The organism is Pseudomonas sp. PNPG3, assembly GCF_023093815.1.
GTDB classification, from domain to species: domain Bacteria; phylum Pseudomonadota; class Gammaproteobacteria; order Pseudomonadales; family Pseudomonadaceae; genus Aquipseudomonas; species Aquipseudomonas asiatica.
Window position 1 is genome coordinate 1 of sequence record NZ_JALLKV010000014.1, and the last position, 24,381, is coordinate 24,381.

A 24,381-nucleotide genomic window follows, 5' to 3' on the forward strand; every position below is an offset into this window, starting at 1 on the left:
CCCTTTCGAGTTTAAGAGACCTTGAAGACACAAGCTGGCTTGCCGGCGATGGGGCCGGTACAGGCAACCAAGGGCCTTTATTCATCTACGCCCACCACTGCACGTTCTGCCAGGCAATACCCGTCCCGCCCCCGGCGCTTGGCCTGGTACAGCGCCGCATCCGCTGCCGCCATCAGGCGCTCGGCCGTCACCCCCTCCCGCGCCAGGTCACCCACGGCAATCCCCGCACTGCACGACACCCGCCCCAGTGGGCTACCTGCATGCTCCAGCATCTGACGCCGCAACAGCTGTTGCACTTCCTGCACCAGCAGCTCCGCCCCGCGGGCATCGGTATCGGGGAGCAGCAGTGTGAACTCCTCGCCCCCATAGCGCACAGCCAGGTCGGCCGGCCGCTTCAGTGCCTGCTGCAGCACCTCGGCAAAGCGCCGCAGGCACTGGTCGCCCGCTGGGTGCCCGTAACGGTCGTTGTAGGCCTTGAAGTAATCCAGGTCGAGCATCACCAGCGCCAGCGAGTAGCCCTGGCGTCGTGCCCGACGCAGCTCCGGCTCGAACACTGCGTCCAGCCGCCTGCGGTTACCCAAGCCGGTCAGGCTGTCGGTCAGTGCCAGGGCCTTGAGGGTCTGGTGTGCCTGGTGCAGCGCCCGCTCGATGACAATACGCTCGCGTAACTGGCGCAACACCACACCACCAAACGCTGCCAGCCCCACCAGCAACAGCAGCAACACTGCCACCGACTTGATCGCATCGTGCCGCCAGGGCGCGACGATCGATTCCCGCGACAAGCCGGCCTCCACCACCAACGGGTAGCTGGCCAGCGCGCGATAGCCATACAGCCGTGGCGTACCGTCCACCACGGCGACCGCCTCGGCCACCCCTTCGCTTGCATGCGGCAGGTGCTTGCGGAAGATCTCGCTGCTGCTAAGGCTGCGGCCAATCACCTGTTCGACGAACGGCCGCCGTACCAGGATAGTGCCGTCGCGCTTGGCCAGTACCAGCGCGCCGCGTTCGTCGATCTTGAAGTCGCCGTAGTAGCGTACGAACCAGTCCACCTTGATGGTGCCCAGCAACACCCCGGCGAAGCTGCCATCGGCGTATTGCAGGCGCCGCGAAATGGGGATGATCAGGTCGCCAGTAGAACGGCTGCGCACCACCGAGCCGATGTGAACCCTGCGGTCGGTATGCTCGCGGTGGTAGATGAAGTAGTCGCGGTCGGCATTGTTGGCATTGGGCGGGACTACCGCCTGGTCGGTAACGATCCAGCTGCCATCCGGGCCATACACGAACAACCCGTGCAACTGCGGCATGATGCTTTTCTGCTGGACCAGCAAGGTATGCAGGCGCGGCCGGTCGATGTGCTCGAAGCCGTCGCCTTCCAGGCGCTCGGCCAGCGCCGCGGTAATTGCGTCGACCTGGCGGATGGCATCTTCGGCATGCTGCGCCGTGGCCCGGGCCAGATTGGAGACCATGTTCTCGGCATTGGTGAAGGCGTGCCGGTAGTCGCGCCAGATGCGCCAACCTTCCACCACGACGAAGGCGAGCATCACCACCAGCATGAACGCGAGTACCAGGCGGAACAGCGCCACGGCCCGGCCCTCGCCGGTTATCGCGAAGAGCCCGTCCTCATCCTGTTTCCTGGCTGCGCACATTGAAATCCCTAGCCTTACCGCGTTCGCCGCGTTTCACTATAGTTCAGCATCATCTGGGCGCAGCCGACCAGGAAAAAGATTAAACCTTTGCTCCCCATTCACCCTCAACCGTACGCGACACTGAGGTCGCGCCACGGTTTAAGGAGTGAAGCATGAGCAGTCTCTTCATCAAGCGTGTCGGTTTTTCCATGGTGTTGGGCTTGGCATCGGTGCAGGCAATGGCGGCGAGTTCCGATGACTTCGTCGAAGCGGCCACCGAGGCCGGTATTGCCGAAGTGGTCACCGGCAAGCTGGCTCTGGAAAAAACTCAGAATGCCGAAATCAAGACCTTTGCCCAGCAGATGGTCAGCGACCACACCAAGGCCAATCAGAAACTCGGCGACATAGCTCGCAAGCTCGACATCTCCGTACCCGATGAGGCGGCAATAACCGACAAGGTCAAGAAAATGATCCTGGAATGGCGAGAGGAGTCGTTTGACAAGTCTTACGTCAACAACCAGGTCGACGCTCACGAAAAGGCGGTGGAGTTGTTCAAGAAGGAAGCCGCATCTTCCGACAAGGCTGAATTGAAGGCCTTTGCCAGCGAAACCCTGCCCAAGCTCGAACAGCATCTGGAGCATGCCAAGGCGCTTCAGGCCAAACACGGCAAGTGAGGCCCGCCATGAGTAACGATGCATTGAAAGCCGAAGTGCTGACTCGCCTGTTGCACGCTCACCCCCAGGGGCTCGGCAAGGAAGTGCTGGACAACTACCGGGGCGAGAAAGCCGTGGCCGGCATGCTCAAGACGCTGCAGGAGGCCGGTTTGATCCAGGATGGCAGCGTTGCGGTGAGCAGCGACCACCAGATCAGTGTGAACTACCCCATCAAACTCTCGGCTGCGGGCGTGGAGGCAGCCAGGCAGGCAGAGTCCTGAGTCAAGCGAGCGTAGCTTGCCTGGCAAAGGCCTCGAGACAGCGTGCCCCAAGCAGTACCGTGTTGATCGCGGGGGCCGCTGAGCGGCCCTTAGCGACAAATGCCACCTTCACGGGGATTTTTCGACGTCCCGCGGTGGCTTGGCAGGTCCTTGAGGGTCGACTTGCGGATCCTCCACATCTGGCGAATCGGGGTCGAAACCCAAGTCCTGGCGTTTGTTCGCCTTCTCGGACGAATGGGGCCCTTGGGGATGTTTTTCTGGCTGTTGTGGTTCAGGCATGAGGCTTTCTCCGGTGAGTGTCTAGGGAAGAAACCACCGGCCGGGAAAAGTTTGATTAATCTACAGCTAGCCGGGCTCGGCATTGAACCAACGCTTCATCACGTTGCTTCAGCTGCTCCTCGAGCTGCTGCAGTTGACGAGCCTGCTCCGTGCACAAGTCGCGCCTGGCCTCGAGGCTCTGTGCCTGCACATCCAGCTGCCGACGCATTTCCTCGCTTGCACCCTGCGCCTGGGCCAGGATCGTGCGCAAGCCCTGGATCTGTGCATCACGCTGCTCCAGCAACTCGTCCTGCGCCCTGCAGGCGCTGGCGGCCTGGCGATGCTCACCCAGCAAGCGCTCGTTGTCGCGGTGCAGGCGGGTCAGCTCGTCCTGCTTGACGATCATGCCTTGCTGCAGTTGACGCACCTCCACCTGCAACTGTTGCAGCTGCGCTTCGTGGCGGCGCTGCTCCTGTTCACGCTGTTCGCGGCTGGCGTTGCGGTAGTGCTCCAGCGCGTCGCGGGCATGACGGTGCTTGTCTTCCAGTGATTTTACCTGCTCCTCCTTGTCGGCCAGGCGCACCTGCAACTCGCCCAGCGACTGGTTGAGGCTGGCACTGCGCAGCTGTTCGGCCTGCAGGGTGCTTTGGGTGGAAAGCAGTTTTTCCGATTCGGCGGCCAGTGCGGCCACATCGATCTGATGCTGTTGGTGCGCCGCAGCCAGTGCCTGCTGGGCAATGGCCAGTTGTGCCTCCAGCTGTTCGCGCTGTCGTGTGAAGGCGCTTTCCGCCTGCTCGATCTTCAGGTCGGCCTCGTCCTGCAACTGGGTTGCCAGTTGCCCGACCATTCGGCTCAGCACGTCACTCAGCGCAATGCCACCCTCGGAAGCCACGGGTTGCTGGCCGTTCAACTCTTTCAGGTAGCGGTGAATCGTGGTCTTGGAGCCGGTGTTGCCCAGCTCGATACGTATCGCATCGATGCTGGGGTTCTCGCCCCGGGCAATCAGCGCCTGACGTGCCTGCTGCACTACAACCTTGTTTATACCGCCCCGGGCCATGCTTGCTCCTACGATTTTGTACCGTGTTATGTACCATGTAATTACATACCGATTATGAAGGCAAGCCATTGCCCGAGCAAACATTTCCTATGGTGGAATAATCACGGCTTATCGCATGTGAATGGTTCCTGGGAGCTGTGCGCGGGCATAAACCAGTACGCCAGACAGCAAAGCGCCCCGCTCGGCTTCAAGCCGGCGGGGCGCTGCAGAATGCTGAAGCAGGGAGCGTCAGCTGTAGTGTTCAACCCTGGCAGGTGTTCTACGCATGAGCACCTTGCCGTTGCGTACCGACACCAGCGCATGCCCCTGACTGCGCACCATTTCGTAATCGTCCGGCGCAGACAGCAGCAACAGGTTGGCCGGCCGCCCCACTTCGATGCCGTAACGCTCGCCCAGGTTCAGGGTGCGGGCGCTGTTGTCGGTGATCAGGTCCAGGCAGCGCTGCAGGTCTTCGTAGCCAAGCATGTGGCAGATGTGCAGGCCGGCCTCCAGAATACGCAGGATGTTGCCATTGCCCAGCGGGTACCAAGGGTCGACGATGGAATCCTGGCCAAAGCACACGTTCATCCCGGCCCGGTCGAGTTCGGCCACGCGGGTGACGCCGCGGCGTTTCGGGTAGTTGTCGAAACGCCCTTGCAGGTGAATGCTCTCGGTCGGGCAAGATACGAAATTGATACCCGACTGCTTGAGCAGGCGGAACAGCTTGTAGCAGTAGGCATTGTCGTACGAGCCCATGGCTACGGTATGGCTGGCTGTCACCCGGGCGCCCATGTCGCGCACCCGCGCCTCTTCGGCCAGCACTTCGAGAAAGCGCGACTGCGGGTCGTCGGTCTCGTCGCAATGCACATCCACCAGGCAGCCGGTACGTTCGGCCAGGTCCATCAGGAACTTGACCGACGACACGCCCTGGTCGCGGGTGTTCTCGAAGTGTGGAATGCCGCCGACCACGTCGGCACCGATGGCCACCGCTTCGGTCATCAGCGCCCGGCCGTTGGCGTACGACTCGATACCCTCCTGGGGGAAGGCGACGATCTGCAGGTCGAGCAGGTGGCGCACTTCGTCACGCACTTCGACCATGGCCTTTAGCGCAGTCAGGGTGGGGTCGGTGACATCGACATGGGTACGCACATGCTGGATGCCATGATCCACCAGCATGCCGATGGCCTTCTTAGCGCGGCTCTTGATGTCGTCGTGGGTGGTGATTGCCTTGCGCTCGGCCCAGCGCTCGATGCCTTCGAACAGGGTCCCGCTCATGTTCCACTGCGGCTCGCCGGCGGTCAGCGTGGCGTCCAGGTGGATGTGCGGTTCGATAAAGGGCGCCACCACCAGGTTCTGCCCGGCATCCAGGTCATCGGCAGCGCGCGCCGCCCCCCTTTCGGCCTGGGGCAAGATGGCGGCGATGCGTTCGCCGCTGAGCTCGATGCGGAACAGGCCAGGCTTGCCACGCAGGCGTGCGTTGATGATGTTCATGATGCTTCTCCCTGGGCTTTGCGGGTGGCCCTACCAGCATATTGGCCTAAATCTCATCTGCCCGGTTAGCGCGGACCTTTGTAGGAGCGGCCTTGTGTCGCGAAAGGGCTGCGAAGCAGCCCCAGGATTTCAGCGCAGAAGCACAAATTGCTGGGGCTGCTTCGCAGCCCTTTCGCGACACAAGGCCGCTCCTACAAGAGTCCGCGCAGGGCCATGCAGTGCGCTATTGGCTAGCCAACCCCATCTGCCAGAAGTCCGCCTCCAGGCTGGACGCCTGGCCGAAGATCTCCACCAGCTCGGCAAACCGTTGCTCGGTCATGCTCCGCGCTGCCAGCTCGTCCAGATGCTTGCGCGCCGCTGTGGCGACACCCTGGTAGCCCTCGCCGGCATACTCGGCGATCCACTCGCGGTACGGGTGATTGCTCAGATCGCCAATGCGCTCGGACAACGCCCGGCCAATCTCGGCATAACCGATCACGCAAGGCGCCAGCGCCACATGCAACTCCAGCAGGTCACCCGCGGCACCGCAGTCCAGCACATAGCGGGTATAGGCAACCGTGGCCTGGTGTTCGGGCGCGGCCTCGATATCGGCCTGGGTCAGGCCCCAGCGCGCGCACAGGCGCAAGTGCAGTTCGGTTTCATCCAGAATCGCCGCCAGCCCGGCCTGCGCGGCGCGGATGTCGGCCGGTCGACGGCTCTTGTAGGCAGCCAGTGCCCAGGCGCGGGCGAACTGGATGAGGAACAGGTAATCCTGTACCAGGTAGGTGCGGAAGGCGGCTTCGCTCAACGTACCCTCGCCCATCTGGCGCACGAATTCGTGGTCGACGTAGCTGTTCCACTGCGGCGTGGCGGCAGCCTTGAGGCGGTCGAAGATATCCATGCTCATTTGTCCTCCGGGTAGACGGCATCGAAGAAGGCCAGCTCCAGCGCCACGGTGCGCTGGTAGAAGTCACCCGCCAGCACGGCGTCCTGCGGGCCGACGCGGTCGAGTTCGGCTTGCAGGAAGGCAACGAAGTCCTGGAATGCCGGGTTGTCGTGCAGGGTGATCCATTCAGCGTGGACGAAGTTGTCCGGCATTGGCTTTGGCGCCTTCAACGCCCAGTCCAGGTACAGGCCTTCGGCGACGTTGAGCACCGCCAGCGCGGCCGCATAGGACCGGGTGGCCGCCGCTTCGCGCATGATCGCCTTGAAGCCTGCGGTCGGGACGGTGTCGGCTGGTTCGCTGCGTTGTGCGGGGCTTACCCCCAAGGCCTCGAAGGCGCGCAGGAAGTAGGTGTTCTCGTCACTGGAGATCATCCCGGCAAAGCGCCCGAAGCGCAGGCGCGCCTCGAAGGTGTCGGCGGTGGCGATGGCCGCGCCCAGCAGGGTCAGGAAGCTGTCGAGGAAGCGGTGGTCCTGCACCAGGTAGTCGACCATGATCGGGTCCGGCAGGCTGCCGTCGCACAATTGGGTGACGAAGCGGTGGCCAACGGCCGCCGACCAGGTCGGCTCGCTGCGGCGGCGCAGGGACTGGCTGAAGCGTTCGGTCATGTTGCTGTCCTTGATGGGGGGTGACAGCGAGACCGCGGTGATTGGCATGGACGGGCCTCGCAGTGAGGCCGGCAAAAAGGCAGGTTTCAAAGTCCCATCCCTTCGCCGGCATGATCCGGATCAGGTTCGAAGGGTCACCGCGCTGCAGCATCCAGCGGTTTCTCAGCCCGTTCCCGGGCTCCCCTTGGTGGCGCTCAGGTATACCCCAGGGCGCCGAAGCTGTCACCACCCAATCTGTGGGCAATGGGTGACCCACTAGTGGGGGCCCTCACCCATTTTTGACGCCGTGGCATTTAGCGCGCATCAGGCGCCACAAGGATTTATTTAGAAACATATTCCTCGTATTTGGGTTGGCACACCCGTTGCTCCAGCCCCGGAAACGGGCAAATAGCCATGACGGCGCAAACGAGGCGCAAGGCAATGAAAACACCTGCCATGATCCACCCTGCAAGGCATGCATTCCAGCTGTCCACCGTCGCTACGCTGATGCTCGGCCTTGGGCTGGTCACGGCGACAGCGGCGCCCATGGACGACAACAGCATGCCCCCGCCGACCGACCCGTCGGCCTACACTGATCAGCCGGCTGACCCGACCCAGCCCTTGCTGGACCTCTATAGCATGCCAGAGGCGAATCAAGGCTCACTCGAACTGACCGATGGCGTGTACGGTGACCGCAACACGGTAAGCGCAAACAACGTGTTGCCACCGGCCCTGCAAACCGGGGAAAAATACCCCACCAATGGCAAGCCAAGCCCGCTGTTCGGAGCGTTGCCGTTTACCCAGCAGTTACTGCTATTCGAGGAATTCGGCACGGAAAGGCTCGACCCCACGCTGCCGCCGCCCACTCTGACCTTCCCGGTGCCGACCCTGGGCGCGGCACCAGCGCAGGACCCCAACGTGGTGGCCCGCAGCGGCCCCAGCGGTACAGCCCTGGAAGCCTTCCTCAAACAGCCGGGCCTGTACCCCTTCCCGACCCAGTATTCCAACGTGCTCGACCGCAACCCATGGAAGGCGCAGATCGAGATGTTCCTCAACCGCCAACCGGTCGGTTCGCCTGCGGAAGGCCGGCCACCAGGAAAAGGTTGGTCGCACCAGCGCTGGAACGAGTTCTACCCGCAGGCGGGGTTCAAGACCGCCCAGGCCGGTGCGCGCATCAACCTCGGCCTGCGTGACCGCAAGCAGCTGCACAACTATGCAGTTGGCGAGTTCGCCCCGGGCGGCCTGTACTACCAGACTTCCGATATCCCGAACACACTGGGCACCACCAAGGGCATCGACACCCGCTTCCACCCGAAGATGCCGCTGCAAAACCACAAGTCGCTATGGACCTTCGACGGCACCTTCCCGCCCAAGCTGCTGATGGTGCGCTATGGCCAACCGATCCTGATGCGCCATTACAACGCGTTGCCGATCGACCCCTCGGCCAACGCCGGGTTTGGCCTGCACACCCTTTCGACCCATGAGCACAATGGCCACTCCCCGGCCGAGAGCGATGGCTATGCAAACGCCTACTTCTTCCCGGGGCAGTACTACGATTACCGCTGGCCGCTGCAACTGGCTGGGTATGACACCATCAACACCCGTGCCGAAGACCCACGCGCTGCGTTCCCTTGCTCGGCGGGCGAAACCTTGTTCGTCAACGATGCCAACCCCGGCCTGAAAACCTGCCAGAACGGCAGCATCAAGATTCGTGGTGACTGGCGCGAAACCATGAGCACCCACTGGTTCCACGACCACATGATGGATTTCACAGCGCAGAACGTCTACAAGGGCAACGCCGTGATGATGAACTACTACAGCGCCCTGGATCGCGGCAACGAGGCCCTGCAGGATGGCGTCAACCTACGTTTCCCCAGTGGCTCGGGCATGCCGTGGGGTAACCGCGACTACGACGTCAACCTGGTGATCGCCGACAAGGCCTGGGATGCCAACGGCCAGCTGTGGTTCAACCCGTTCAACACCGATGGCTTCCTCGGCGACCAGATCCTGGTCAACTGGCAGTACCGGCCAACGCTCAAGGTACGCGCGCGCAGCTACCGCTTCCGTATCCTCAATGGCTCGGTGTCGCGCTACCTGAAGCTTGCCGTCGTGCGGGAGATCGCCGGCAACAGCGGCGAGTTCAAAGGCCCTACCGGCTCCAACCTTTCATACGCGCGGGTACCGTTCCACATGATCGCCAACGACGGCAACATCATGGAACACACCGTGCCGTTCGACGGCACCATGGACCTCAACGGTGACGGCAACCTGCAGGACAACAACGGCGTCCTGCCGCTGCAGGGTATCGCCGAACGCTACGACATCATCATCAACTTCGCCAAACACGGCATCAAGGTCGGCGACAAGCTGTACCTGGTCAACCTGGAGGAACATCAGAGCGGCAAGGGCCCGGAGGGTGCCATTGCCCTGGCCGATGTGCTGTCGGAAAAATACAAGGCGGTGATCAAGCAGACCAGCAACGGGCCTGAGTGGGACAACGGCGACCCGGCGATCGGCAAGTTCATGCAGTTCGTGGTTCAGCCCTACAGCGGCCAGGACCTGAGCATGGACCCGGTTGCCTATGAACCGGCCAAGCCGGGCAAGGCCGAAGGCCTGAAAATGCTGCCGCTGCCGATAGACCGTAATTCGGCCACCGACCAGGCCAAGCTCAAGGATGCCCGCCATCGCGAGTTCATCTTCGGCCGCTCGGACGGTACCGACACCCAGCCCTGGACCATCAAGACAGATGGCAGCTTTGGCTACTCCATGGACCCACGTCGCATCAACGCGGCGCCACAGTTGACCCAGCAGTCTACCGACGGCGGTTTCAGCGGCGACGGTACCCTGGAAGTATGGAAGATCATCAATGGTGGCAATGGCTGGAGTCACCCGGTGCATGTGCACTTCGAGGAAGGGGTGATCCTCAGTCGCGACGGCAAGGCCCCGCCAGAATGGGAAAAATGGGCGCGCAAGGACGTGTATCGCATAGGGCCGGATACCGACTCGTCCAAAGAGGTGGAAATGGCCATCCGCTTCCGCGAATTCGCCGGTACCTACATGGAACATTGCCACAACACCCAGCATGAAGACTCGTCGATGCTGCTGCGCTGGGACCTGGAACACCCAGGCCAGTTCCAGGTGATGCCGACCCCACTACCGGGTTGGGATGGCGTGGAGTACGTGGCTTCGGTTGGGCTGCCGACCTTCCGCACCGAAGGCCATGATAACGACGACCCGACCAACAAACCGCCGGTTGCGGCCAACGACAGCGCGGCTACCACGGCCGGCAAGCAGATCACCTTGAACGTGCTGGCCAACGACACCGACCCGGAAAACAACCTGCCGTTGACCGTAGTCGGCCTCAGCCAGCCGAACTCCGGCCAGGGCACTACCAGTACCGACGGCAGCACGGTCACCTACGTCCCACCGGCCACGGTAACCACAGCGTTCACCGCCAGCTTCAACTACACGGCTCGTGACGCCAAGGGCGCCGAATCGGTGGCCCCGGCCACGGTCAGCATTGCGGTGAGCCCGGCAGCGGCGGTCGACCAGATCCAGGTCACCAGTGCCACGGTGCAGGTGCGCAGCGGCAACCGCTTTACCTGGGACATTTCGGGCACCACCACGGTGGCCACCGGCAACAGCATCACCGTGACTGCGGCAACCACCAGTGGCCCGCTGCTGCTGGGTACGGCCACGCTGAGTACCACTACCAGCGGCGCCCGTTGGCGCTTGTCGACCACAACCACCGGCAGCGGCCCGGCCACACCGGCGACCGTGACCGTGAAATCGGCGCTGGGGCAGAGCGTGACGGCGCCGGTCAGCATCAGGTAACCGAAAAGCGGGGGCTGCCATGCAGCCCCCGCTACCGTTTTCGACGAGGACCGCATCATGTCCGGCTCATGGCGTTTCCTGCTGGTGCTCTCGCTGTTCGCCGCCAGTATCCCGTTCTGGCCGTTGCAACCACAGCAACCCGTGGCCGGGGAAGCTGCAACTCCCTGGGGCGCAAACTACTTCCCCAACATCCCGCTGCTCACCCAGGACGGTGAAAAGGTGCATTTCTTCGACGACCTGATCAAGGACAAGGTGGTCGCCATCAACTTCATCTTCACCGGCTGCTCCGACTCCTGCCCGGTGGAAACCGCGCGCCTGCGTCAGGTGCAGAAAATCCTCGGTGACCGGGTCGGCAAGGACATCTTCCTCTACTCCATCAGCATCGACCCCTACAACGACACCCCCGCCACCCTCAAGCGCTACGCCGAAAAGTTTGGTATCGGCCCCGGCTGGACGCTGCTCACCGGCGAGCCGGCCGATATCGAACAATTGCGCCGCAGCCTGGGCCTGTACATCGATGGCCTGGAAAACGGCCGCTCCAAGGACCACAACCTGAGCCTGATCATCGGCAACCAGGCCACCGGCCGCTGGATGAAGGCCTCGCCCTTCGAAAACCCGTACATTCTCGCCGACCGCCTGGGCAACAGCCTGCACAACTGGAAACAGGCCAGTGCCATGGCCAATGACTACGCCCAGGCTCCCGAGGTGCGCGCACCCAGCAGTGGCGAGCAACTCTTCCGTACCCGCTGCTCGTCCTGCCACACCCTGGGCAATGCCGAGCCCGGACAACCCGGCATCGGCCCCGACCTGCTCGGCGTGACCCGCCAGCGTGATGCCAACTGGCTGACCCGCTGGCTGAAGGAGCCCGACCAGATGCTGGCCCAGAAAGACCCCCTGGCCATGCTGCTGTACGAACAATACAACCGCGTGGCCATGCCCAACATGCGCCTGGGCGATACCGAAGTCAGCGCGCTGATGAGTTACATGGAGGAAGAAACTGCGCGCCTGCAGACGCCGCTGGCCGATAAGGGAAATCCTTAAAGGCAATTGGCCACCAGTCATTAGGCTGTCATCTTACTGTCGTATTTTTCGACCATCACCCAGGGTCGGGAACTATCAGCAGTGATTCGCCGTTCGCTTTCATCCGCCAGCCTTCTGCGGCTGCTGATCCTGATGCTCTGTGCAGCCACCCTGGCCTTTGTCTGGGGGCTGCATGTTTCGCAGAAGGTTGCCGCCCGCCAGGACACGCTGTCGGCCAAGGCCGCCGAGCACCTGAACCTGGCCAGTATCGTTGGCGAAAGCCTGCGCCAGTTGGTGGATCGCGCCCAGGCCGTGGGCCGGGTCGCCCAGGACGACATGAAGATGCTGAGCCAGGGCAGCGTCAGCCTGGCGCGCATGCTTGCCGAAGACCCGGTATTCAAGCGCATGAGCCTGTACGACCGGCAAGGCCGGCTGTTGTCGGCCAGCCATGCCGACGAGGCCGCCGAGCTGCCCGAAGACTGGCTGCGCCAGCTGCAGCGGCACGTTGCCCGCTACGGTTTCAAACCGTTCCTGCCCAGCGTGCAGCCCCCCGGGCAAGCGACCACCGTGCCCAACTGGCACCTGCCCTTCCTGCTGCCGCTGACCAACCTGCCCGGTCGCGAAATCGACAATATCCTGGTGGTGCAGCTGGACATCGGCTACCTGGCGGTGCTGCTGCAGCACATCGACCTGGGCGGCAGCGGGCTGGTGCGCCTGCTGCAGGATGACGGCCTGGAGCGGGTGCGCATCGATAGCAGCGGCGTGGTGGCCGGTGACGCACTACTGCCCGGGCTGCCGGACAGTGGCAGTGAAGCAGGCATGCTGACCCAGTGCGCGGCCGGCGCCCCCTACCAGAGCCTGTACCGGCGCCTGCCGGAGCGGGGTTTCAGCGTGGTGGTCAGCCAGCGCCAGGACGAAATCCTCGCGCCCTCGACGCTGGCCTATTCCCGGCAGTTCTGGTTGAACCTGAGCATGACCCTGATGATCCTCGCCAGCCTGCTGTGGACCTTGCGCCTGTTGCGCAAGCGCCAGGAGGCCTTCAGCGCGCTGGAACAGGCGCAGCAGGTCAACCAGCAGTTGATCGACCGCCTCGAGGACGAACACCGGCGCAGCAGCCATGCCGCGGCCACCGACCACCTCAGCGGCCTGCACAACCGCCGCCAGTTCGTCGAGGTGGCCGGCCAGGTGCTGACCCGGCAACGCGGCAAGCGCCGGCTGATGGCGATCCTGTTCATCGACATGGACCGCTTCAAGTCGATCAACGACTCGCTCGGGCACAAGATCGGCGACCTGCTGCTGCAGGCCGTTGCCGGGCGTATCCAGCGCCTGCTGGAACCCGGCGACGAGGCTTCGCGCTTTGGTGGCGACGAGTTCGTGGTGCTGCTGGCCGGCGAGCGCAGCGAGGAGCAGATCAATGCCTGGGTCCGCGTACTGGTGCAGAAGCTGTCGGCCACCTACGCGCTGGACGGCCAGGAGGTCAACACCAGCCCCAGCGTAGGCGTGAGTATCTGCCCGCGCGACGGCCAGGACATCGACAGCCTGATCCGCAGTGCCGATGCCGCGATGTACTCGGCCAAGCAGGCCGGGCGTGCGCAGTACCGTTTCTTCGACCCATCGCTGAACCTGGCCGACATCCACGCCTTCACCCTCGAACAGGCCTTCGGCAGCGCCCTGGCCGAGCGCCAGTTCGTGCTGCACTACCAGCCACAGATCCGCCTCGACACCCAGCAGGTGCTGGGCTACGAAGCGCTGGTGCGTTGGGACCACCCCGAGTTCGGCCTGCTGTACCCTGACCGGTTCATTGACCTGGCCGAACGCAGCGGCTTCATTGTCGAGCTGGGCTGGGAGGTGTTGCGCCTGGCCTGCGAGGCCCTGTCGGGTTGGGACGCCCAAGGCCGGAAGACGCGGCTGGCGGTCAATGTATCTGCGCTGCAGCTACGCCAGGCAGACTTCGCTGCACGGCTACTGAGCGAACTGCAGCAGTACGCCATCGCCCCGCAGCGGCTGGAGCTGGAAATCACCGAAACCACCATCCTCGACCCCGAAGGCACGGCGGTGGCGCACCTGCACACTCTTCGCGACGCCGGGCTGGGCATCAGCCTGGACGATTTCGGCCGCGGCTACGCCGGTTTTGCCCATCTGCATTCGCTGCCGCTGAGCAAGCTGAAGATCGACCGCTCACTGATTGCGCCGCTGTCCAACAGCCACGACGACAGCCCGATCGTATCGTCCACCATCATCCTTGCCAAACGCCTGGGCCTAGAAGTGGTGGCCGAAGGCGTGGAAACCCGCGAACAAGTGGTGTGCCTGAAGCTTGCCGGCTGCGATATCGCCCAGGGCTACCACTTCAGCCGGCCGCTGTCGCCGGCGCAGCTGCGTGACTACCCGCTCTTCAACGGTGTCGAGGACAAGGCCTGCGTGTAACGCAAGCCAGATTGGGGCTGCTTTGCAGCCAGGACAGGCAATCCATTTCGGTTTATCGTGTGCCCATCATCCACTCGCCCCCGCACCATGACCGACATCGAGCGCTACCTCCGCGCCGCCACCCGTGACAACACCCGGCGCAGCTACCAGGCCGCCATCGAGCATTTCGAAACCCACTGGGGCGGTTTTCTCCCGGCCACGGCCGAGAGCATCGCCCGCTACCTGGCCGACCACGCCGACCAGCATGCCGTCAGTACCCTGCGCCAGCGCCTGGCGGCGCTCAGCCAATGGCACGTCGCCCAAGGTTTCCCCGACCCGACCAAGGCGCCGCTGGTGCGCCAGGTGCTGCGCGGCATCCGCACCTTGCACCCGACACCGCCCCGGCAGGCGGCGCCGCTGTTGCTGCAGCACCTGCAAAGCGCAGTGCAATGCTTCGAAGAAGAAGCCCGCCAGGCCCGCGAACAGCATGACCTGGCCACCCTGCGCCGGGCGCGTCGCGACGCTGCGCTGCTGTTGCTGGGCTTCTGGCGCGGTTTTCGGGGTGATGAACTGGCACGCCTGCGCGTGGAGCACATCCAGGCCGAGGCCGGCGTCGGCATCACCCTGTTCCTGCCGCGCAGCAAGGGCGACCGCGAAGCCCTGGGCGTACAGCATCGCACCCCGGCCCTCAAGGCCTTGTGCCCGGTCACGGCCTACCTGCAATGGCTGGAAGTCGCCGGCATCGCCCATGGGCCGGTGTTCCGCAAGCTCGACCGCTGGGGCAACCTCGGCGACACCGCGCTCAACAGCAACAGCCTGGTCGGCCTGCTGCGGCGCATGCTGGAGCGCGCCGGGGTACCGGCGGCGCTGTATACCGGGCACTCGCTGCGCCGAGGTTTTGCCACCTGGGCCACGGCCAACGGTTGGGAGCTGAAGGCGCTGATGAGCTATGTGGGCTGGAAAGACGCGAAGTCGGCGTTGCGCTACATCGACGCGGCGCAGCGCTTTGGCGAACTGGCCGTGCTACCGGCCAGCCAGGCGCAAAAGCTTATTCCTTGAAGGTGTGACGGGCGATGCCGCCAATTTCCGGGTTGATGGCATACAGGTCGCCAGCGTCGGGGTAATGCTGCAAGTCTTCGGCACTCATGCCCAAGCGCGCGGTGCTGATGAACAAGGTATTCATCCCCTCCCCACCGAAGCAGCAACTGGTGGGGCACGGCACTGGCATCAGTACCTGGTCGGTGAGGTGGCCATGGCGGTCATAGCGTAACAGGCAACTGCCATGGTACTGACACACCCACAGGCCGCCGTCACGGTCCAGCGCAAGGCCGTCCGGCCGCCCCAGTTCGGCAGGGGTTTCGGCAAACAGAGTGACCGCGCCAAGCCGGCCTTCGGCCAGGTAACTGGCGCGGTAGATCGAGCGCGCCGCCGAGTCCACGAAGTACACCGTGTGGCCGTCCTGCGACCAGGCCAGGCCGGTGGGCAACGCCATGTCGTCGTGGATCACCTGATCATTCAACTGCCCGTCAAAGCGGAACAGTGCCCCGGTGTTGCCGCTCAGGGCATCGTCCATCAGCCCGGTCACGAATCGGCCCTGCGGGTCGCAGGCGCCGTCGTTGAAACGGTAGGTCGACCGCGGGTGAACCGACACCGAATGCCGGCGCACCTTGCGCAGCGATACGTCGAAGATGGCCACGCTGGCGTCTTCGGTGAAAATCAGGTTGCCCTGGTCGGTCAGCGCCAGCGCACCAATGCGTGCCGCGGATTCGTACAGGCACTCGGCCTGGCCATCAGGCGTCAGGCGGTTGATCCGCCCGCCAGAGATATCGACGAAGTACAACGCGCCGCTGCCTTCATCCCAGACCAGGCTTTCGCCCAGGTCGGCGCGGGTGCTGGCGACGTTGACTGGCACGTAGCGGCAGGCCTTGAGGCGGTTGCGCAACTCGCCCACCTCCGCCAGCGTCATGGAACAGGCCAGTCCCAGGCCCTGTGCGGCATCGGTAAAGACCGCAACGTTATCGTGGAAAGGCTCTGTGACGGGCATTTGCTGGCTACCTTCGATTCTCCTTTCTACGATAACAACAAAAAAATCAATGACCAAGCGCGGGGTGCGGCAGACTGCAGCGGTCGATCAAGTTCGCGTTGCGCAGCGCCACAGCCGCCCGATATCACAAGCCCGCGCCCGCAGCAGCTCAGCAGCATTGGCACAAGCCTGCTCCAGGCTCATCGGCCCGCTGGCCAAGGCAAAGGCAGCGTCGACGCCATGGGCATACAGCTGCTGGTAGCCTTCACCCAAGGTCCCGGCCAGCACCACCACCGGCACCCCATGGCGCTTGGCAACCCGAGCCACCCCCATCGGCGTCTTGCCACGCAAGGTCTGGGCGTCGAAGCGCCCTTCGCCGGTCACTACCAGGTCTGCACCTTGCACCAAGGCATCCAGGCCGGCCAGTTCGGCCACCACTTCCACCCCAGGGCGGAATTGCGCGCCCATGAAGGCCCGGGCTGCGAACCCCATGCCGCCAGCAGCGCCACAGCCTGGGTAGTCCCGCACATCCTCACCCAGCAGTTGCGCACAATGGTCGGCAAAATGCCCCAGGGCCTGGTCCAGCGCCTGCACCTGCTGTGGGTTGGCGCCCTTCTGCGGGCCGAAGATCGCCGATGCGCCGTTGGCGCCACACAGCGGGTTGTCGACGTCTGCCGCGACTTCGAACTGCACCTCGGCCAGGCGCGGGTCAAGGTCGCTGGCATCGATGCGGGCCAGCTTGGCCAAGGCCAGGCCGCCCTCTTCCAGCGCTTGCCCGTGGGCGTCCAGCAGGCGCAGGCCCAGCGCCCGCAACATGCCGCTGCCCGCGTCGTTGGTGGCGCTGCCGCCAATGGCCAGCACTACCCTTTGCGCGCCGGCGGCCAGGGCGGCGGCAATCAGCTCGCCGGTACCCCAGGTGCTGCTGCGGCAGGCATCGCGCTGGCCAGTGGGCACCAGTTGCAGGCCACTGGCCTGGGCCATTTCGATGATCGCCGTGCGGCTTTGCGGCAGCCAGCCCCAGCCCGCCTCCACGCTTTGCCCCAACGGCCCGCGTACCGTCTGACGACGCAGCTCGCCGTGGCTGGCGGCAAGAATCGCATCCATGGTGCCTTCGCCACCGTCGGCCATCGGGTACTCGACCAACTCGGCCTCCGGCCAGGCCTCGGCCAGGCCCGCCGCGATGGCGCGGGCGACACCGGCGGCGTCGAGGCTGTCCTTGAACGAGTCGGGGGCAATGACGATCTTCATGGGGTTTCTCCTGTCCTGATGAGCGGCATGCTGACAGGTGGCTGCCAAGGAGGCCTCGGTCAAATGCACAAAACGCCGGGCGGGTTGTTTGGGCAGATGCCTTTCACCTGCACTGGCCCTTCAGTCGGCAGGCAGCAGCTGCAACCCCAGGTACAGGCTAAGCATCCCTTCCATGCGCAGCGGGTCGACCTCGCCCAGCTCGGCAATCCGCTCCAGGCGGTAGCGCAAGCTGTTGCGGTGGATGCCCAGGGCATCGGCACAGGCCTGGCTCTGGCCGTCATGGGCACACCAGGCGCGCAGGGTGGTGAGCAATTGCCCGCTGCTGTCCTTGCTGCGAATACGTTGCAACGGCTCCAGCAATTCATCCAGCGCATCGTCGTTGCGGTGCCGCCACAGCAATGCCGGCAACCGGTAGCGCTGCAGGCTGAGCAAGCGCTCGCCGGGCAGTACCTCGCGCCCATAGGCCAACAGGTCGCGCACCCGGCGATAACCCCGGCGCAGTTGCTCCAGGCTTTGCGCGACACTGCCCAGGGCCAGCCGCTCCACGTCCCAGCCATGGCGCTGCAGGCGTTCCAGCAGGCGAGTTTCGTCCAACGCCACACCTGCCGGGCGACACCACAACAACGACTGACGGGCCGGGCTTACGCACCAACTGTCCGGGTAGCGGCTCATCAACCATGCCGCCAGGGTTTCGGCGGCTGGCCCCGAGGCCAGCTCGAACAGGCACGGTACCCGCGGCAGCTGGGGCTTGAGGCCCAGTTGCCGGGCCTCGTCGAGCAACCGGGGAGAATCGCCGCTGCCGCCCAGCAACAGGGCCAGCAAATCGTCACAGCGCTGGCGTCGCCATTGCTGGTCGGCCTGCAAATGGCGCTGGGCCAGCAGCATTTCGGCGGTCATGCGCACCAGCTCGCCATAGGTGCGCACTTGCTGCGGGTCACCGGTCAGGCCGAGTACGCCCATCAATCGGCCATCCAGCATCAGCGGCAGGTTCACCCCGGGCTGCACGCCCTTGAGGCACTTGGCAGCGTCCGTATCCAGTTCGACGATGCGGCCGTTGGCCAGCACCAGTTGCGCACCCTCGTGGCGGGTGTTGATACGCTCAGGTTCGCCACTGCCGAGGATCAACCCCTGGCTGTCCATGACATTGACGTTGCATGGCAGAATGGCCATCGCGCGGTCAACGATATCCTGCGCCAGGTCATGGTCGAGTTCGAACATTGAGCGGTCCTTTGGGTGTCAGGGATTTGGGCTCGGGCACAGCAGCCCGGTGCAAGTGCTGTGCAAAAGCACAAAGACAGGCACGCCGCAGTCCCCGAGACTCGTCAGGGCGAGCGCCGGAACAGGCGACGCGGCGACAACCATAACAACAGAGAACCCGATCATGGCATACAGCCCCGCCCCTGACCAAGGCACGGACATCACCCGCAACGCGCTGTACCGGCGCATCACCCTGCGGCTGATTCCGTTCATTTTCATCTGCTACCTGTTCAACTACCTGGACCGCGTCAACGTCGGCTTTGCCAAGCTGCAGATGCTCGACGCCCTGAAGTTCAGCGAAACGGTGTACGGCCTTGGCGCCGGCATCTTCTTCATCGGCTATGTGCTCTGCGGCCTGCCGAGCAACCTGGCGCTCAACCGCTTCGGTCCGCGGCGCTGGATCGCGCTGATGATGATCGCCTGGGGCAGCCTCTCCACCTGCCTGCTGTTCGTCACCACGCCCACCGAGTTCTATACCTTGCGCCTGTTGACCGGCGCCGCCGAAGCCGGCTTCTTCCCGGGCGTGGTGCTGTACCTTTCGCGCTGGTTCCCGGCGGCCCGCCGCGGCCGCATCATGGCGCTGTTCATGTCGGCGATCCCGGTATCGGGCCTGCTCGGCGGGCCGTTCTCCGGCTGGATCCTCCAACACTTCGCCGCCGGCCAGCACGGCCTGGCCGGCTGGCAATGGATGTTCCTGATCCAGGGTCTGCCGACCGTTGCCCTGGGTGTACTGGCGGTGTTCCTGCTCAGTGACGGCTACCAGAAAGCCGCCTGGCTGAGCCCGTCCGAACGTCAGCTGATCGCCGCCGACCTGGACGCCGATGCCGCGAGCAAGCCGAGAACCACCGGCGACGGCGTGCTCGCCGTGCTGACCAACCCGCTGATCTGGACCTTCGGCTTTGTCTACTTCTGCATCCAGAGCGGTGTGTATGCGATCAACTTCTGGCTGCCGTCGATCATCAAGAACATGGGCTTCGACAACCCGCTGCTGATCGGCTGGCTCAGCGCCATCCCGTACCTGCTGGCCGGCGTGTTCATGATCCTCTGCGGGCGTTCTGCCGACCTGCGCAACGAGCGCCGCTGGCATCTTGTGGTGCCTATGCTGATGGGCGCCATCGGCCTGCTGATTGCGGTGAACTTCGCCGGCAACCCGACCATTGCCATCCTCGGCCTGTCGATCGCCACCATGGGCGCGCTCACCGGCCTGCCGATGTTCTGGCCGATGCCCACCGCGCTGCTCAGCGCCGGCGCGGCTGTCGCGGGCCTTGCGATCATCAACTCGGTGGGCCAGATGGCCGGCTTCCTCAGCCCGTACCTGGTCGGTTTCATCAAGGACCAGACCGGCTCGACCGATGCTGCGCTGTATTCGCTGGCGGCGTTGATCGTGCTGGGTAGCCTGGTGGCCTTGCGGGTTACCCGGGCTGGTGCGCTGAGTACTGCAAGGGCCAGTTGAGGCATTCGCGGGTAAACCCGCTCCCACAGGATCACCACCAACTCGAAGATGGTGGGATCCATGTGGGAGCGGGTTTACCCGCGAAGAGGCCCGCCCAGGCCACACACAATCCACACCCTCCACCGATCGTCAGTTCAACGCATCCCCTCCCCAGCCCAGGCGTCAAATGGTTCCAAAGGTCCCTTTGGAGAACCCCCATGACCCAGCACGCCGTGGCCCGACTGGCTCAACTCGACGAACACCGCCCCCTGCGCGTCCAGGCCGGCAGCGAGGAGATCATCCTCATCCGCCAGGGCGACCAGGTGCACGCCTACCAGGGCAACTGCCCCCACGAAGGCGCGCCACTCAATGAAGGCGTGGTGTGCGGCGGCCTGCTGGTGTGCCCCTGGCACAAGGCCGCGTTCGCCGTGGACGAGGGCGCGGTCTGCGAGCCGCCGGCCCTGGCCGACCTGCGCCGCTACAAAACCTGGGTCAAAGGCGACGAGGTCTGGGTCGACGACCAACCCCTGCCCAGAACCGAGCCGCCCCGCCACAGCGACGCCCGCTGTTTCGTGGTGGTCGGCGCTGGTGCCGCGGGCAGTGCCGCAGTTTCCACCCTGCTGGCCCATGGCTTTGCCGGCCGCCTGGTCTGGATCGATCAGGAGCGCCAACCTGCCTACGATCGTACTTCCCTGAGCAAATTCGTGATCGCCGGGCAGATGCCGCCTGATGAAGTACCGGCCCTGCTCGAGCCCGATGCTCTGCGCAAGGGCCAGCTGGAGCGCAAGCATGGCAAGGTGCGCACCCTGAACACGCAGAAGCGCCAGATCACCCTGGCCGACGGCCAGCAGATCGACTATGACGCCTGCCTGCTGGCCACCGGCGGCAAGGCGCTGCGGCCCGATATCCCGGGCGTCGACCTGCCTGGGGTATTTACCCTGCGTTCACGGGAGGATGCCGCGCACCTGCTGGATGCTGCCGAGCCCGGCCAGCCGGCAGTGATCGTCGGCGATGGCTTCATCGGCCTGGAAGCCGCGTCGGCCTTGCGCAAGTACGGCGTGCAGGTGCACCTGATCACCCGCCATGAGGTCCCCCTGGCCCGGCAACTGGGCGAGCGCATTGGCCGTAGCATCCGCGAGTTGCACGAACGCAAGGGGGTCACCTTCCACGGCCCTACCGAGGTCGAACGGATCGAGGGCCAGGACAATGTCGAGGCCGTGCTGCTGGCCAACGGTGAGCGGCTACAGACGCCATTGGTGTTGCTGGGCACCGGGGTAAAACCTGCGACCGCGTTCATTCAGGGCGTGCTGCTGACCGAGGACAAGTCAGTGCAAGTGGACGCCGAAATGCGCGCCGCAGATGGCCTGTGGGCCGCGGGGGATATCGCCACCTTCCCCCTCAGCGGGCGCTCGGTGCGTATCGAGCACTGGCGGCTGGCCCAGCAACATGGGGTGATCGCCGCCGCCAACATGCTCGGCGAGCAGCGCCGCTACGCCGACGTACCGTTCTTCTGGACCTACCAGCACGGCCGCACCTACGAAGTACTGGGCCACGCGCGGGACTGGAACCGTATCGAGTTCGTCGGCGAGCCGGAAAAAGGCGACTTCATTGCCTTGCAATGCGTGGATGAGCGGGTCGAGGCAGTTGTCGCCAAGGGCTATTCCGATGCCATGGCGACGCTGTCGCAACGCCTGAAGCGCCCGTTGACCTTGCAGGAGGCATTGGCGCTGATCGGTTGAGGCTGCCTTTCATTGCGCCCCGGTTGTGTGTAAAACGGGTAGATCAGCCGACCGCACAAGGACCCAAGCGCATGATCTACCGCCCCCTCGGCCACAGTGGCCTGCAGGTTTCCGCCCTTACCCTGGGCAGCATGATGTTCGGCGAGCAGACCAGCACCGAGGACGCCCTGCGCATCATCGACAAGGCCTGGGACCAGGGCATCAACTTCATCGACACTGCAGACGTGTACAACGCCGGACGCGCGGAGGAAATCGTCGGCGAAGCGGTGGCCCGCCATCGCCATGACTGGATCGTGGCCAGCAAGGTCGGCTTTGGCCCGGCCGATGGCCTTCCCAACCGCAGCGGCCTGTCGCGCAAGCACATCTTCAATGCCCTCGATGCCACGCTGACGCGCATGGACATGGACTACCTGGATATCTACTACCTGCACCGCGAAGACCACAAGGTGCCGCTGGAAGAAACCGTGCAGGCCATCGGCGACCTGCTGCGCCAAGGCAAGATCCGCTACTGGGGCGTGTCCAACTTCCGCGGCTGGCGCATCGCCGAGGCGTGCCACATTGCCGAGCGCCTGGGCGTGCCCAGGCCGGTGGTGAGCCAGCCGCTGTACAACATCGTCAATCGCCAGGCCGAACCGGAGCAGCTTACCGCTGCGGCCGCCCATGGCCTGGGCGTGGTGCCATTCAGCCCGCTCGCGCGGGGCGTGCTCAGCGGCAAATATGCGCCGGGGGCGGTGCCGGATGCCGGTAGCCGTGCCGGGCGCCAGGACAAGCGCATCATGGAGGTGGAATGGCGCCAGGAGTCGCTGGCCATTGCCCGGCAGATCCAGGCCTATGTGGAAGCCAAGGGCGTGGGTATCGTCGAGTTCGCGATTGCCTGGGTACTGAACAATCGGCTGGTCAGTTCGGCGATTGTCGGGCCGCGGACGGAAGAACAGTGGGATACCTATGGCGGGGCGCTGGCAGTGAAGATCACGGCGGAGGATGAAGCGTTCATTGATTCGCTGGTCACACCAGGGCATGCGTCGACGCCGGGGTTCAATGATGTGGCGCATTTTGTTAGCGGCAGAATTACCGTGCATTAACACTTGTCAACACACGCGTGGCATCGAGCAGCAGTCACAAGGCGCGGCCTGGTATTTCTGCCAGTTGTCCACCAGTGCTGCTCTGCATAGGGTGAGGTCACTCACTTGAACGGGGCGTAGCCATGTCATCCACCGCCGTCACTGACCGTTTTTTCTATCAACAGGACCGTTTGGTGTCCAGGTATCGCGACAAACACGCAAGGTTGCTATACGCCGAGAAGCTGCTTGCGCAGCTGGACGCCAGAACGGATGAACATTCAATGCTGCTGCAGACCGATTCGAACGGATCGGTGCTGAATGCGCGGGGGCAACAGCGTATTCGTGCTTACACGCCTTACGGTTTTTCTCCTGATGATTCGGGGAAGGTACTCGCAGGCTTCAATGGCGAGTATCTGGATGTCGTGACGCTCGGCTATCCGCTTGGGCAAGCCAAACGGTTTTATCTCGCCAGGGCAAGATTCAACAGTCCCGACCCATTGAGCCCGTTCGGGGAAGGGGGAACCAATTGCTATACCTACTGCGAAGGTGACCCTGTGAATTTCGCCGATCCGACAGGGTTGCGCAGGTTTTATGTTTCTTCTCCGCCAAGACTTCCTTCAGGACGTCCTTCAACACTTTTTTCAAGACTGGTTTCAAGAATTTCTCCAAACCGAAACTCTGCGCGAGGTGGCAGTAATCCGCCACCAAGTTCGTCGTTGAACATCTCCAACCAGTCCAGCCATCAGTCAGCCCACAGAGGCCACCAAGCTGCAGGAGCGCGTCCGCAAGAAACTGAATTGAGACGAATAGGTTCAGGAGGGGAAAGTCCTGCAAACCTCAATGAGAGGGAGAGTTTTAACCTCAGTCAGGCGTGGAATCGACCAGGCACTATCATGCAAAATCTCCAGATCGCGATCTATCTTCCCTACAGCATCGCCAGAAGGTATCCAGCGATATCCATTCTTGCAGTTATCGGTATTGTCGGAGGTATAACAGCTGCAGTACTTCTTACAAGGAAGAACTGACTGAAGATTGGCTGCCAGTCTCTATCACCATGGGGAGCCCAATGCCGGGCTCCCGGTCCCCCTTTCCCCAGTCACCCCGGTATCGTGCGCACCATTGGTTTTCTATCCGCGAACTGGCCAAGCGCAACCTTGCCTACCTGCACCTGTCCGAACCGGACTGGGCCGGTGGCAAGCCGCTGCGTGACGAATTCCGCCAAGCGATTCGTGCGGTCTACCCGGGGGTGATCATTGCTGCCGGTGCCTACACCGCCGAGAAAGGTGAAGACCTGATCGGGCGTGGCTTGATCGATGCCGTAGCGTTCGGGCGCTGCTTCATTGCCAACCCGGACCTTGTAGAGCGGCTGCGGGTGCAGGCGCCGTTGAATGCGCACCGGGCGCAGTTCGATTATGCCAATGGGGCTGAGGGGTATACGGATTATCCGTTCCTCAAGCAGCCTTGATGCTGAAAAAGGGAGCTCATGGGCTCCCTTTTTGTTGCCGGTGCCC

General features: G+C 63.8%; 19 protein-coding genes, 1 pseudogene and 1 riboswitch. Of the genes and pseudogenes, 11 read left to right on the forward strand and 9 right to left on the reverse strand.

Annotated features, from left to right (window positions below; all coding sequences use genetic code 11):
* Positions 1-77 precede the first annotated feature (77 nt).
* Complete coding sequence (locus MJ643_RS11750; RefSeq protein WP_038409652.1) at positions 78-1,646, reverse strand: sensor domain-containing diguanylate cyclase; 1,569 nt, start codon at positions 1,644-1,646, stop codon at positions 78-80.
* Between the two features lie 152 nt (positions 1,647-1,798).
* On the opposite strand from MJ643_RS11750, the gene MJ643_RS11755 reads away from it, so the two are divergent.
* Together MJ643_RS11755 and MJ643_RS11760 are read left to right on the forward strand one after the other, a co-directional pair.
* Positions 1,799-2,299, forward strand: coding sequence for a DUF4142 domain-containing protein (locus MJ643_RS11755; protein WP_013972651.1), 501 nt, complete (start codon positions 1,799-1,801; stop codon positions 2,297-2,299).
* A gap of 8 nt (positions 2,300-2,307) precedes the next feature.
* Positions 2,308-2,559 (forward strand): hypothetical protein, encoded by a 252-nt coding sequence (locus MJ643_RS11760; protein WP_013972652.1) that lies wholly within the window; start codon positions 2,308-2,310, stop codon positions 2,557-2,559.
* A gap of 108 nt (positions 2,560-2,667) precedes the next feature.
* On the opposite strand, the gene MJ643_RS11765 is transcribed toward MJ643_RS11760, so the two are convergent.
* The 5 genes from MJ643_RS11765 to MJ643_RS11785 all read right to left on the reverse strand — a co-directional run bounded on the left by MJ643_RS11765 (position 2,668) and on the right by MJ643_RS11785 (position 6,874).
* Complete coding sequence (locus MJ643_RS11765) at positions 2,668-2,838, reverse strand: DUF6021 family protein (protein WP_230397094.1); 171 nt, start codon at positions 2,836-2,838, stop codon at positions 2,668-2,670.
* Positions 2,839-2,893: 55 nt separating this feature from the next.
* Positions 2,894-3,874 (reverse strand): DNA-binding protein, encoded by a 981-nt coding sequence (locus tag MJ643_RS11770; RefSeq protein WP_023661657.1) that lies wholly within the window; start codon positions 3,872-3,874, stop codon positions 2,894-2,896.
* A 228-nt stretch (positions 3,875-4,102) separates the two neighbouring features.
* The gene (gene codA / locus MJ643_RS11775; protein ID WP_013972654.1) at positions 4,103-5,344 is read right to left on the reverse strand and encodes a cytosine deaminase; all 1,242 of its coding nucleotides are present in this window, start codon (positions 5,342-5,344) and stop codon (positions 4,103-4,105) included.
* A 223-nt stretch (positions 5,345-5,567) separates the two neighbouring features.
* Complete coding sequence (gene tenA, locus MJ643_RS11780; protein ID WP_013972655.1) at positions 5,568-6,230, reverse strand: thiaminase II; 663 nt, start codon at positions 6,228-6,230, stop codon at positions 5,568-5,570.
* Positions 6,227-6,874: a TenA family protein gene (locus MJ643_RS11785; RefSeq protein ID WP_024087147.1), complete on the reverse strand. Its 648-nt coding sequence runs from the start codon at positions 6,872-6,874 to the stop codon at positions 6,227-6,229. The genes tenA and MJ643_RS11785 overlap by 4 nt, the downstream gene beginning before the upstream one ends.
* Positions 6,875-6,954: 80 nt before the next feature.
* Positions 6,955-7,069, reverse strand: a riboswitch (TPP riboswitch).
* Positions 7,070-7,294: 225 nt separating this feature from the next.
* Between MJ643_RS11785 and MJ643_RS11790 the strand changes: the two genes are divergently transcribed.
* The 4 genes from MJ643_RS11790 to MJ643_RS11805 all read left to right on the forward strand — a co-directional run bounded on the left by MJ643_RS11790 (position 7,295) and on the right by MJ643_RS11805 (position 15,169).
* On the forward strand, positions 7,295-10,687 hold the full coding sequence (locus MJ643_RS11790; protein ID WP_196184720.1) for a multicopper oxidase domain-containing protein: 3,393 nt from the start codon (positions 7,295-7,297) through the stop codon (positions 10,685-10,687).
* 57 nt (positions 10,688-10,744) lie between these two features.
* The gene (locus MJ643_RS11795) at positions 10,745-11,728 is read left to right on the forward strand and encodes an SCO family protein (RefSeq protein ID WP_023663263.1); all 984 of its coding nucleotides are present in this window, start codon (positions 10,745-10,747) and stop codon (positions 11,726-11,728) included.
* Between the two features lie 81 nt (positions 11,729-11,809).
* On the forward strand, positions 11,810-14,131 hold the full coding sequence (locus MJ643_RS11800) for an EAL domain-containing protein (protein ID WP_196184719.1): 2,322 nt from the start codon (positions 11,810-11,812) through the stop codon (positions 14,129-14,131).
* A gap of 87 nt (positions 14,132-14,218) precedes the next feature.
* A complete protein-coding gene (locus tag MJ643_RS11805) occupies positions 14,219-15,169 on the forward strand; it encodes a site-specific integrase (protein WP_013972660.1) in 951 nt (316 codons plus the stop codon).
* Here the strand turns inward: MJ643_RS11805 and MJ643_RS11810 are convergent.
* From MJ643_RS11810 to MJ643_RS11820, 3 genes are all read right to left on the reverse strand, one after another.
* The gene (locus MJ643_RS11810) at positions 15,159-16,076 is read right to left on the reverse strand and encodes an SMP-30/gluconolactonase/LRE family protein (RefSeq protein ID WP_232109093.1); all 918 of its coding nucleotides are present in this window, start codon (positions 16,074-16,076) and stop codon (positions 15,159-15,161) included. The genes MJ643_RS11805 and MJ643_RS11810 overlap by 11 nt on opposite strands.
* A 165-nt stretch (positions 16,077-16,241) precedes the next feature.
* Complete coding sequence (locus tag MJ643_RS11815) at positions 16,242-17,381, reverse strand: glycerate kinase (RefSeq protein ID WP_208209569.1); 1,140 nt, start codon at positions 17,379-17,381, stop codon at positions 16,242-16,244.
* A gap of 120 nt (positions 17,382-17,501) precedes the next feature.
* On the reverse strand, positions 17,502-18,599 hold the full coding sequence (locus tag MJ643_RS11820; RefSeq protein WP_054573272.1) for a sugar diacid recognition domain-containing protein: 1,098 nt from the start codon (positions 18,597-18,599) through the stop codon (positions 17,502-17,504).
* A 163-nt stretch (positions 18,600-18,762) separates the two neighbouring features.
* Here MJ643_RS11820 and MJ643_RS11825 point away from each other — a divergent pair, with 163 nt between their 5' ends.
* The 5 genes and pseudogenes from MJ643_RS11825 to MJ643_RS11845 form a co-directional block, all read left to right on the forward strand.
* Positions 18,763-20,091 (forward strand): MFS transporter, encoded by a 1,329-nt coding sequence (locus tag MJ643_RS11825; RefSeq protein WP_208209570.1) that lies wholly within the window; start codon positions 18,763-18,765, stop codon positions 20,089-20,091.
* A 197-nt stretch (positions 20,092-20,288) separates the two neighbouring features.
* Entirely contained in the window at positions 20,289-21,809 is a 1,521-nt protein-coding gene (locus MJ643_RS11830; protein WP_208209571.1) for an FAD-dependent oxidoreductase, read from the forward strand.
* Positions 21,810-21,880: 71 nt separating this feature from the next.
* Positions 21,881-22,891 carry an aldo/keto reductase gene (locus tag MJ643_RS11835; protein ID WP_013972666.1) on the forward strand — a complete coding sequence of 337 codons (1,011 nt, stop codon included), beginning with the start codon at positions 21,881-21,883 and terminating at the stop codon, positions 22,889-22,891.
* Between the two features lie 122 nt (positions 22,892-23,013).
* A complete protein-coding gene (locus tag MJ643_RS11840; protein ID WP_080708161.1) occupies positions 23,014-23,895 on the forward strand; it encodes an RHS repeat-associated core domain-containing protein in 882 nt (293 codons plus the stop codon).
* Positions 23,896-23,999: 104 nt separating this feature from the next.
* Positions 24,000-24,335: pseudogene (locus tag MJ643_RS11845) on the forward strand (alkene reductase); the annotation flags it as partial.
* Positions 24,336-24,381: the final 46 nt, after the last annotated feature.

Coding starts and splice junctions, on each gene's coding strand:
- MJ643_RS11750 (WP_038409652.1), bottom strand. CDS start 1,646: ATGTGCGCAGCCAGGAAACAGGATGAGGACGGGCTCTTCGCGATAACC.
- MJ643_RS11755 (WP_013972651.1), top strand. CDS start 1,799: ATGAGCAGTCTCTTCATCAAGCGTGTCGGTTTTTCCATGGTGTTGGGC.
- MJ643_RS11760 (WP_013972652.1), top strand. CDS start 2,308: ATGAGTAACGATGCATTGAAAGCCGAAGTGCTGACTCGCCTGTTGCAC.
- MJ643_RS11765 (WP_230397094.1), bottom strand. CDS start 2,838: ATGCCTGAACCACAACAGCCAGAAAAACATCCCCAAGGGCCCCATTCG.
- MJ643_RS11770 (WP_023661657.1), bottom strand. CDS start 3,874: ATGGCCCGGGGCGGTATAAACAAGGTTGTAGTGCAGCAGGCACGTCAG.
- codA (WP_013972654.1), bottom strand. CDS start 5,344: ATGAACATCATCAACGCACGCCTGCGTGGCAAGCCTGGCCTGTTCCGC.
- tenA (WP_013972655.1), bottom strand. CDS start 6,230: ATGAGCATGGATATCTTCGACCGCCTCAAGGCTGCCGCCACGCCGCAG.
- MJ643_RS11785 (WP_024087147.1), bottom strand. CDS start 6,874: ATGACCGAACGCTTCAGCCAGTCCCTGCGCCGCCGCAGCGAGCCGACC.
- MJ643_RS11790 (WP_196184720.1), top strand. CDS start 7,295: ATGAAAACACCTGCCATGATCCACCCTGCAAGGCATGCATTCCAGCTG.
- MJ643_RS11795 (WP_023663263.1), top strand. CDS start 10,745: ATGTCCGGCTCATGGCGTTTCCTGCTGGTGCTCTCGCTGTTCGCCGCC.
- MJ643_RS11805 (WP_013972660.1), top strand. CDS start 14,219: ATGACCGACATCGAGCGCTACCTCCGCGCCGCCACCCGTGACAACACC.
- MJ643_RS11810 (WP_232109093.1), bottom strand. CDS start 16,076: ATGACGCTGGCGGAGGTGGGCGAGTTGCGCAACCGCCTCAAGGCCTGC.
- MJ643_RS11815 (WP_208209569.1), bottom strand. CDS start 17,381: ATGAAGATCGTCATTGCCCCCGACTCGTTCAAGGACAGCCTCGACGCC.
- MJ643_RS11820 (WP_054573272.1), bottom strand. CDS start 18,599: ATGTTCGAACTCGACCATGACCTGGCGCAGGATATCGTTGACCGCGCG.
- MJ643_RS11825 (WP_208209570.1), top strand. CDS start 18,763: ATGGCATACAGCCCCGCCCCTGACCAAGGCACGGACATCACCCGCAAC.
- MJ643_RS11830 (WP_208209571.1), top strand. CDS start 20,289: ATGACCCAGCACGCCGTGGCCCGACTGGCTCAACTCGACGAACACCGC.
- MJ643_RS11835 (WP_013972666.1), top strand. CDS start 21,881: ATGATCTACCGCCCCCTCGGCCACAGTGGCCTGCAGGTTTCCGCCCTT.
- MJ643_RS11840 (WP_080708161.1), top strand. CDS start 23,014: ATGTCATCCACCGCCGTCACTGACCGTTTTTTCTATCAACAGGACCGT.